Raw genomic sequence first — 8,510 nt, 5'->3', positions numbered from 1 at the left:
CACTGTGTCCTTGGTTCGATTCCGAGACAGGCCACCACTTCAATACAATCACAACAATTTACCACCTCTTTTTAATTTCCATGAATAACATAAGAAAACATAATTTGCCATTTGTAAGAAAAAAAGCTACAATACTACAATCATTCAATAATTGAATTTTATATTATACTTTTTTAGGAAACAAATATTGCAAAATGAAGAACTAACACTCAATGTGCTTAGAAAAATTGAAATAACAAAGAGCCAAAAATCTCTAGCCGATGAACTGAGCCTAAGTGTCGGAAAAGTAAACTACGTCATCAAAGCCCTCATAGAAAAAGGTCTCATTAAAGCTGAAAACTTCTTTGAAAACAAAAATAAAAATCAGTATAAATATCTTCTTACAAAAGAGGGTATAAGTGCGAAAATAGATCTTACTCAGAAGTTTATAGAGAGAAAAAAAGCTGAGTATGAAGAGTTACAGAAGGAGTTGGAGTATTTGAAAAATGACTAATATTATTCTTTGTGGAGGAAGTGGAACTCGTCTTTGGCCGATAAGTCGAACACTTATGCCAAAGCAGTTTGTGAAGCTTTTTGACGATAAGTCACTGTTTCAATTAACAGTTGAGAGAAATTCTAAAGTTTGTGATTCTCAATTTATTGTTTCAAATGTTGAACAATATTTTTTAGCACTTGATCAACTAGAAGAACTGAGTAAAGAAAATAATAAGTATCTATTAGAACCAGAAGGTCGTAATACTGCACCTGCTATTGCTCTTACATGTTTTGCTTTAGAAAAAGATGAGATAGTCTTAGTAACTCCTTCAGATCATCTCATAAAAGATGAAAATGAGTATGCTAAGGTTTTAGAGCAAGCAAAAGCGTTAGCAGAAGATGATAATTTAGTGACTTTTGGAATTATGCCTACATTTGCCGAAACAGGTTTTGGATATATAGAAGCTAATAATATGGATGCAAAAGCTTTTCATGAAAAACCGGATATTCAAACTGCACAAAAATATCTTGATGCCGGAAACTATTATTGGAATAGCGGTATGTTTATGTTTAAGGCAGGAACTTTTTTGGAGGAACTCAAAAAATATTCTCCAGAGATATATACGGCATCATTAAATGCATATAATAATGCTAAAAAAGCTGATGTAATCCGTATTGGGCATGATGATATGCAAAATATTCCAGAAGATAGCATAGATTATGCTGTAATGGAAAAAAGTACTAGAGTGAAGGTTGTCCCATCAGATATTGCATGGTCAGATGTAGGAAGTTTTGATGCACTTGCCCAAGAGTTACCAAATGATGAGAACAATAATCTAATAATTTCGCAAAAAACAGTTAAAACGATTGATATAAAAGATAGTATCATCATAGATACCGATGATGCACTTTTGGTGGTAAAAAAAGGCTCTTCTCAAAAAGTAAAAGAGATTGTTCAAGAGTTAAAGAAAGCCAAGTCAGAACTTCCAAATATTCACTTAACAGGGCATAGACCATGGGGTACATATACTGTCCTTGAAGATAGCAATGGCTATAAAATCAAGCGAATAGAAGTCAAACCGGGCAAAAGGCTTTCGCTGCAAAAACATAAGTTTAGAAATGAGCATTGGGTGGTTGTCAGTGGTAAGGCAACAGTCACCATCAATGAAGCAACTTTTATGCTTGATGAAAATGAATCTACCTATATAAAAGCGGGTGATGTACACAGACTCTCCAATGAAACTAATGACGTGTTGGTTATAATTGAAGCACAGGTTGGAAGCTATACCGGTGAAGATGACATAGTGAGATTGGATGATGATTTTAGAAGGGAAGAGTAAAATGGCAGAAAAAAAAGTAGCATTAATTACGGGAATTACAGGGCAGGATGGAAGTTATTTAGCGGAGTTTTTACTGAAAAAAGGGTATGAAGTTCATGGCATCAAGCGAAGAACATCACTTTTTAATACAGACAGAATTGACCATCTCTACCAAGATCCACATGTAGAAAATCGTGACTTTATTCTTCATTATGGCGAAATGACAGACTCTATGAATCTCACCCGCATCATTCAAGAGACACAACCAGATGAGATATACAATTTAGCAGCTATGAGCCATGTAGCGGTAAGCTTTGAGACACCAGAGTATGTAGCAAATGCCGATGGAACGGGAACACTGAGAATTTTAGAAGCTGTAAAGCTTTTGGGTTTAACTGAGAAAACAAAAATTTATCAGGCAAGTACAAGTGAGCTTTTTGGAAAAGTTCAAGAGACACCACAAAGTGAAACAACACCATTTTACCCTCGTTCACCTTACGCTGTAGCGAAGATGTATGCCTACTGGATAACGGTAAATTACCGTGAAGCGTATGGGATGTTTGCATGTAACGGCATTCTTTTTAATCATGAGTCACCTGTTCGTGGTGAGACATTTGTAACAAGAAAAATCACACGAGCAGCAAGTAAAATAGCTTTGGGCTTGCAAGATAAACTTTATCTTGGTAACCTTGATGCCAAAAGAGACTGGGGACATGCAAAAGATTATGTAAAGATGATGTGGTTAATTCTACAGGCTGATGAGCCAGAAGATTGGGTTATAGCTACGGGTGAGACTACTGCGGTAAGAGACTTTGTAAGGATGGCATTTGCCTACGCAGGGATTGCGTTGGAGTTCAAAGGTGAAGGTGTGGATGAAAAAGGAGTTGTCAGTTTTGTAGATAAAGCAAGACTTGTTGAACTTGGCATTGAAAACAACAGCTTGCAAGTCGGAGATGAAGTTGTGGCAGTTGATCCGAAATACTTCAGACCGACTGAGGTTGATCTGCTCTTGGGCGATCCGACAAAAGCAGAACAAAAACTCGGATGGAGACGAGAGTATAAACTCAAAGAGTTGGTAGATGATATGATGAAGAGTGATTTAAAACTTATGACAAAAGATCAGTACTTAAAAGATGGTGGTTACACTATAATGAATTATTTTGAGTAGGATTGTAGATGTATAAAGATTTTGATAATTGGAATAATATAAAAAAAGTTATCCATACACAAAAAAATATAATTAAGTTTCAGCAAAGACATATAATATTTATGAAGATGGGGGTAAATGTTGGATACGAACAAGATGGAAAAGGAGAAGATTTCCTTAGACCGGTTTTAGTGTATAAAAAGTTTAATAATAGAGTGTTCTTAGGTATTCCACTAACATCAAAGTCAAAAAATGATAAGTTTCACTTTAAGTTTGAATACAAAAAAGGTAAAAACAGTTATGCCATACTAAGTCAAGTAAGATTGTTTGATATAAAAAGAGCGAAATATTATGATGGAAAGATATCAAAAAGCTACTTCAAAAAACTTCAAGAAAAGTTAATAAACTTGATAGTTACCCCACTCCAAGAGGAGGGGGAGTGCACGAAGGCAATTTGTAACCCTATTTTACCTAAAAATAGAGATGATGTCAATAGAATAGGGAAAAATAGCAAAATTTATGTAGCAGGACATCGTGGCTTAGTTGGAAGTGCAATCGTTAAAAACCTTCAAAGTAAAGGTTATAATAACTTAGTACTAAAAACACATGATGAACTAGACCTTATAGACCAAAAAGCAGTAGCAGAGTTCTTTGAAAAAGAGAAACCAGAGTATGTAATACTCGCTGCTGCAAAAGTAGGTGGAATTGTAGCAAATAATACCTACCGTGCAGACTTTATCTATGAGAACCTACAGATTCAGAATAATGTCATTCATCAAAGTTACCTCAATGGTGTAAAAAAACTTCTCTTTTTAGGAAGTACTTGTATTTATCCAAAAAATGCTCCACAACCAATGAAAGAAGATAGCCTTTTGACAAGTGAACTAGAATATACAAATGAACCTTATGCCATAGCTAAAATAGCAGGTATAAAGATGTGTGAAAGTTATAACATCCAGTATGGTACAAACTTCATCTCTGTAATGCCGACAAACCTCTATGGACCAAACGATAACTTTGACTTAGAAACTTCACATGTACTTCCGGCACTACTTAGAAAGATGCATGAAGCAAAACTAAATAATGAAAAACAAGTAGAGATTTGGGGAAGTGGAAAACCAAGACGTGAATTTCTCTACTCAGAAGATATGGCAGATGCTTGTGTATTCTTACTAGAGAACAGAGATTTTAAAGATACTTACATAGAAAATGATGGAAGTAATGATAATTGTACTCCATATAGTATAAAAAACAAAGAGATACGTAATACTCATATAAATATTGGTACAGGTGTAGACATAAGCATAAAAGAGTTGGCACTTACCATTAAAAAGATAGTGCGATATGAGGGTGAACTCTATTTTGATGAGAGTAAACCGGATGGAACTATGGTTAAGCTAACTGATCCTAGTAAACTTCATGCACTTGGATGGAAACATAAAGTAGAACTTGAAGAGGGAATTAGAAGAGTTTATGAGTGGTATTTGGAGGATATAGATGCTAAATAAAATAGAGAGAAAAGATATAGAAAATATAGCTAAAAAAGCAGGAAAAGCCATTTTAGAAATCTACAAAAAAGATTTTAGTGTAGAGTACAAAGATGATAAATCACCCTTAACAGAGGCAGATACAAAGTCCAATGAGATTATTTGTAAAGCATTGGAAGAACTCTATCCCAATATTCCAATACTATCAGAAGAGAATAAAACCGTAGAGTATGAAGAGAGAAAAGATTGGGAATACTACTGGTGTATAGACCCAATTGACGGTACAAAAGAGTTCATCAAAAAAAATGGTGAGTTTACTGTTAATATTGCCTTGGTTCATAAAGATAAACCAGTGCTTGGCGTCGTATATGCTCCAGTTCTTGATGATATGTACAGTGCCAAAGAGGGTGAGGGTGCATTTAAAAATGAAGAGAGATTACCTCTAAAAACAAACACTTCTCCAAAAGAAAAGCTCTACGTGGTTGCTTCCAAATCACATCTCTCTCCTGAAACCCAAGTGTTTATAGATGCACTTGATGCTAAAGAGATAGAGCAGATAAGCAAAGGAAGCTCTCTCAAACTCTGTATGGTGGCAGAAGGTATAGCAGATATATACCCAAGACTAGCACCTACTATGGAGTGGGATACAGCTGCAGCTGATGCAGTAGTGCGTGAGAGTGGTAAAATGACCTATCAGTTTGATAGAGATGAACCACTGCTCTATAACAAAGAAAATCTCTTAAACCCTTGGTTTGTAGTGAGATAGTATGGTTAATAATATTGTTTGGCATCAAAGTCACATCACGAAACAAGACAGAGCAAAGCTTACACGACAAAAGCCTTGTATATTATGGTTTACAGGACTCAGTGGAAGTGGTAAATCTACGATAGCCAATGCTTTGGAAGAGATTTTATACCATAACGGTAATTTTACCTATCTATTTGATGGTGATAATGTACGACATGGACTTAACAGTGATCTAGGGTTTGATGATAAAAGTCGAATAGAAAATATTAGAAGAGTAGGTGAGGTTGCCAAACTCTTTGTAGATAGTGGGCTGATAGTTCTTACAGCTTTTATATCTCCTTTTATAAAAGATAGACAAATGGTACAAAGCCTAGTAGAGAATGGAGAGTTTGTAGAAGTATTTATAGATACTCCGCTAGAAGTTTGTGAACAAAGAGATCCAAAAGGACTCTATAAAAAAGCAAGAGCCGGAGAGATAAGTGATTTTACAGGAATCACTTCACCATATGAGGCACCACTAAACGCTGATATACATATAAAAAATGACAATATTTCAATAGAGCAAGTCTGTGAAACAATTATAGATTATTTGGTGAAAAATAACTATATAACTTGGAGAGATAAGTAATGATACCAAAAGAGAGACTAACCCACCTAAAACAATTAGAAGCAGAGTCTATTCATATCTTGCGTGAGGTAGCAGCAGAGTTCTCTAACCCTGTGATGATGTACTCCGTAGGAAAAGACAGCTCGGTGATGCTGCATTTAGCTATGAAAGCATTTGCCCCTGCCAAACCTCCTTTTAAATTTTTACATGTAGATACATTATGGAAATTTCATGAGATGATAGAGTTTCGTGACAATCGTGCTAAAGAGTTAGGATTTGACCTAGTAGTGCACTCAAATCCTGAAGGTATTGAGATGGATATCAATCCATTTATTCATGGAAGTGCTGTACATACCGACATCATGAAAACAGAGGCACTCAAACAAGCACTCAATCAAGGTGGATACGATGCCATTATAGGTGGAGCAAGACGGGACGAAGAGAAGTCCCGTGCAAAAGAGAGAATTTTCTCTTTTCGTGATAAACACCACAGATGGGATCCTAAAAACCAAAGACCGGAACTCTGGAATGTTTACAATACTAAAATAAACAAAGGTGAGTCTGTAAGAGTTTTTCCAATCAGTAACTGGACAGAACTTGATGTATGGCAGTATATCTACCTAGAAGATATTCCTATTCCAAGCCTCTACTTTGCTAAAGAGCGAGAAGTAGTAGAGTATGAGGGTACTAAAATCCTTGTAGATGATGAGAGAATGCCAGAAGAGCTTAGAAAAACTGCTAAAAAAGAGATGGTACGCTTTAGAACACTAGGATGCTATCCACTTACAGGTGCTATTAACTCAACGGCTTCAACTCTGCCGGAGATTATTCGTGAGATGTTACTCTCTACTTCAAGTGAGAGAGAAGGTCGCCTTATAGACAAAGATAGTGAAGGTGCTATGGAGCGTAAAAAAATAGAGGGGTATTTCTAATGAGTGTACAAAACGAAAAAATCTCTTTAGATATTGAAGCATATTTAAAAGAGCATGAAAACAAAGATATGCTCCGCTTCTTAACTTGTGGTAGTGTTGATGATGGAAAATCTACACTCATTGGTCGTATGCTTTATGATTCTAAGATGATATTTGATGATCAATTAGCAGCTGTTGAGAGTGAAAGTTCTAAGTATGGTACAACAGGTGAAAAGATAGATATGGCTCTGCTTGTTGATGGCTTACAGAGTGAACGAGAACAAGGCATTACCATAGATGTAGCATATAGATTTTTTGCAACTGAGAGAAGAAAGTTCATCATCGCAGATACCCCAGGACATGAACAATATACACGTAATATGGTAACAGGTGCAAGTACTGCAGATGTTGCCATCATTTTAATAGATGCTAGAAAAGGAATCCTTACACAAACACGTCGTCACAGCTTTATAGTAAACCTCTTAGGTATAGAGCATGTTATTGTTGCTATTAACAAGATGGATTTAGTTGACTTTAGTGAAGATGTTTATGAAAAGATAAAAGCAGACTATAATGTACTGGCAAGTGAACTTGGTATGAAAAACAGATATTTCATTCCTCTGAGTGCACTTGATGGTGATAATGTAGTTGACAAAAGCAACAAAACACCATGGTATAGTGGTAAACCTCTCTTAGAGCTTCTTGATACTATGGATATAAGTAAAGAAGTAAAAGAGGAAGAGTTCCGACTTCCTGTGCAGTATGTAAATCGTCCAAACTTAGACTTTAGAGGTTTTTGTGGAACTATCGCTGCTGGAAGCGTAAAGGTAGGTGATGAGATAACAGTACTGCCTTCTGGAAAAACCACAAAAGTAAAAAGTATCATCAATGCAGGTGATATTACGGAAGCAAATCGTAGTGCGACAACAGATGAAGCCTATGCTCCTATGGCTGTTACTATCACAACAGAGGATGAAGTAGATATCAGCCGTGGCGATATGCTGGTACATACAAAAAACCTGCCAAGAGTTTCTAACGCTTTAAAAGTGATGCTTGTATGGATGGATGAGAAGCCGATGCAAGTTGGCAAGAGTTATGACATCAAACGAGCAACGAGTGTCATAAGTGGAAATATAGAGCATATAAATTATAAAGTCGATGTAAACTCTTACAAACGTAAACAAGTCAGTGAATTACAACTCAATGATATAGCATCATGTAAAATAACACTCACACGACCAATAGCAGCAGACAAATACAAAGAGAACCGTCAAACGGGAAGCTTTATTATTGTTGATAGAGTTACCAACAATACTGTAGGTGCTGGAATGATTGTGGATGTGGCAGCACGTGAGAGTGACAAGCATATAAACGAAAACATGTTTGATGTCTGGAATAAAAAGAAACAGTCTATAGAGATAAAAAAAGCTTTAAAACACTTTAACGAAAGAGAAGTTGTTTTTATAAATATGGGAAAAAATATAGGGTATGAGCAAGATGGCAAAGGGGAAGAGTTTTTAAGACCTGTGCTTGTTTATAAAAAATTTAACAAAGAACAGTTTTTAGGATTTGCTTTAACATCAAAGAAAAAAGATAATCAGAAATTTTATGTAGAGGTTCATCATGGAGGGAAAACTAGCTATGTGATACTTTCTCAACTCAGAACATACTCAGCAAAAAGAATAAAATATAAAACTGAGAAAAAAATCACTAGTAAAAAGATGAAAGAAGTACATGAAAAATTTGTTAGATTAGTAACTCCCCAATAAATGGGGGAGAGGTCCCTAGTGGGAATATAGATGAGTATTATAACCTAA

Annotated in this window: 8 protein-coding genes and 2 pseudogenes; all 10 read left to right on the top strand. The window is 35.7% G+C overall.

Annotation, left to right across the window (positions count from 1 at the left end; genetic code table 11):
* The first annotated feature begins 187 nt into the window (after positions 1-187).
* The 10 genes and pseudogenes from ES948_RS07155 (at position 188) to ES948_RS11200 (ending at position 8,462) form a co-directional block, all read left to right on the top strand.
* A complete protein-coding gene (locus ES948_RS07155; protein WP_152184267.1) occupies positions 188-493 on the top strand; it encodes a MarR family EPS-associated transcriptional regulator in 306 nt (101 codons plus the stop codon).
* Positions 486-1,814 carry a mannose-1-phosphate guanylyltransferase/mannose-6-phosphate isomerase gene (locus ES948_RS07150; protein ID WP_152184266.1) on the top strand — a complete coding sequence of 443 codons (1,329 nt, stop codon included), beginning with the start codon at positions 486-488 and terminating at the stop codon, positions 1,812-1,814. Before ES948_RS07155 ends, ES948_RS07150 begins: the two co-directional genes overlap by 8 nt.
* 1 nt (position 1,815) lies before the next feature.
* Positions 1,816-2,961, top strand: coding sequence for a GDP-mannose 4,6-dehydratase (gene gmd, locus ES948_RS07145; protein WP_152184265.1), 1,146 nt, complete (start codon positions 1,816-1,818; stop codon positions 2,959-2,961).
* A gap of 8 nt (positions 2,962-2,969) precedes the next feature.
* Positions 2,970-3,338 (top strand): annotated as a pseudogene (locus ES948_RS11070) (type II toxin-antitoxin system PemK/MazF family toxin); the annotation flags it as partial.
* 99 nt (positions 3,339-3,437) lie between these two features.
* Complete coding sequence (locus ES948_RS07135) at positions 3,438-4,448, top strand: GDP-L-fucose synthase family protein (protein ID WP_246153842.1); 1,011 nt, start codon at positions 3,438-3,440, stop codon at positions 4,446-4,448.
* The gene (cysQ, locus tag ES948_RS07130; RefSeq protein ID WP_152184263.1) at positions 4,438-5,193 is read left to right on the top strand and encodes a 3'(2'),5'-bisphosphate nucleotidase CysQ; all 756 of its coding nucleotides are present in this window, start codon (positions 4,438-4,440) and stop codon (positions 5,191-5,193) included. Before ES948_RS07135 ends, cysQ begins: the two co-directional genes overlap by 11 nt.
* A 1-nt stretch (position 5,194) precedes the next feature.
* Positions 5,195-5,803 carry an adenylyl-sulfate kinase gene (gene cysC, locus ES948_RS07125; RefSeq protein WP_152184262.1) on the top strand — a complete coding sequence of 203 codons (609 nt, stop codon included), beginning with the start codon at positions 5,195-5,197 and terminating at the stop codon, positions 5,801-5,803.
* Positions 5,803-6,714 carry a sulfate adenylyltransferase subunit CysD gene (gene cysD, locus ES948_RS07120; protein WP_152184261.1) on the top strand — a complete coding sequence of 304 codons (912 nt, stop codon included), beginning with the start codon at positions 5,803-5,805 and terminating at the stop codon, positions 6,712-6,714. Before cysC ends, cysD begins: the two co-directional genes overlap by 1 nt.
* Positions 6,714-8,153 (top strand): annotated as a pseudogene (gene cysN / locus ES948_RS07115) (sulfate adenylyltransferase subunit CysN); the annotation flags it as partial. The gene cysD and the pseudogene cysN, both read left to right, overlap by 1 nt.
* 3 nt (positions 8,154-8,156) lie before the next feature.
* Positions 8,157-8,462, top strand: coding sequence for a type II toxin-antitoxin system PemK/MazF family toxin (locus tag ES948_RS11200; RefSeq protein WP_425505070.1), 306 nt, complete (start codon positions 8,157-8,159; stop codon positions 8,460-8,462).
* The last annotated feature ends 48 nt before the right edge of the window (positions 8,463-8,510 follow it).

This window comes from Sulfurimonas indica, from assembly GCF_009192995.1.
GTDB lineage: Bacteria > Campylobacterota > Campylobacteria > Campylobacterales > Sulfurimonadaceae > Sulfurimonas > Sulfurimonas indica.
The sequence above is the reverse complement of the archived record's forward strand: the minus strand, read 5'-3'. Positions and strand labels throughout refer to the sequence as shown.